This window comes from Prevotella sp. AM23-5 (genome assembly GCF_003473645.1).
GTDB lineage: Bacteria > Bacteroidota > Bacteroidia > Bacteroidales > Bacteroidaceae > Prevotella > Prevotella copri_A.
The window spans coordinates 1-1218 of sequence record NZ_QUCG01000169.1; the positions used below are offsets into that span (position 1 = coordinate 1).

The 1218-nt window shown below is 39.7% G+C and carries 2 protein-coding genes; both read right to left on the reverse strand.

The genetic code is table 11. The features are described from left to right. Nucleotides 1–115: 115 nt before the first annotated feature. Nucleotides 116–601, reverse strand: coding sequence for an SLOG family protein (locus tag DW657_RS17345; protein WP_199658379.1), 486 nt, complete (start codon nt 599–601; stop codon nt 116–118). Then, nucleotides 598–1179 (reverse strand): phosphoribosyltransferase, encoded by a 582-nt coding sequence (locus DW657_RS17350; RefSeq protein WP_118313579.1) that lies wholly within the window; start codon nt 1177–1179, stop codon nt 598–600. Before DW657_RS17350 ends, DW657_RS17345 begins: the two co-directional genes overlap by 4 nt. Between the last annotated feature and the right edge of the window lie 39 nt (nt 1180–1218).

The window sequence follows — 1218 nt, forward strand, 5'->3', positions numbered from 1 at the left end:
TAAATTATAGTGTTGCGGAATTAAGGAATATAAAAGAATTATCCAATTACATCAACAAGTTAGATATAAAGGATAGGCATTACCTTTTTAGCAATACCTATCCAAAAGGCAACCATCAAAACAGGTTGCAAATTTGCAAGCGCAACCGCTTTGCATTCCTTACAGTATAAAAAGTTCCTCCCTTTGGCTTTCCATCAAAGTATGCAAGCAAAACTGCAACATGATCTAACATGAAATCATTGCGTTTGAGAAAACAGCCATTGTAATAATGCTCACTCAACACAATAACATCATCCACTATCTCCAAAATCTCCAGATAACGTTTCTTCTGATTGGCGCCCCATCTTTCGTTTTGCTCCCGATATGGAACAGTGGCAACAAGAAGGATGTCTGGAAGTTCCTCCTTCAGTTTCAGCACCTCTTCAGCAGCAAGCATATCAAAGCCTAGAGCCATTCCACAAAAGAAATTACGAAATCCCTTGGAATAAAGCAAGCGAATCTCATTTCTTACACTCTCCTTCACCTCTTCCACCCTATCAGAAGAGATGAATCGGTGTCCCGTAAATGCTACGGAACACCATTTTTCATACTTTTCAATCATTGTCTATTATATCTATAAAAAGTTTTACCTAAGAACATGCCACCCAAAACGTGTGCTCCGCTATCCTCCAATTTGTTAGCAAAATCCGCATAGCTTTTGCCTGTGGTGACAACATCATCAAACACACATATCTCCTTGTCCTTGAAATAGTAAGTGTCCAAGTCAATAAGTTGCGCTTGGCGTTCCGTCTTTTTCTTACCTCTTCGATGGTTATGAACATCCAATCGGTCTTGAAGCACGCACACATGAGAAAAGCCATTGCCTATGCCGGTAAGTTCACTGACTCTATTACAGAACATCATGTATCTGCTTTGGTAATTCTCCTTCTTACTCGTCGGAACACAAACCAAAACCATACTTTTTACTTTCTCGCCATATTCCTCTTTCAAGTGCTTGGCAGTCATCTGAGCTACTTCCTCATAAGCAGAATCACGAGAATCTTTGAAAGCCCATACCAACTGCCTTGCAGCCTTGGCATCCTCACCTACGTTCTGAATGCGAGCAGGATAGTATTTCACGAAGAAACTAATCTTCTTATCCAGCTGACGCTGAATGTTTTCGTCTATTACTTTTGCCATAATCACTATGTTTTAACGGTTCAACTTTAAAAATTATAC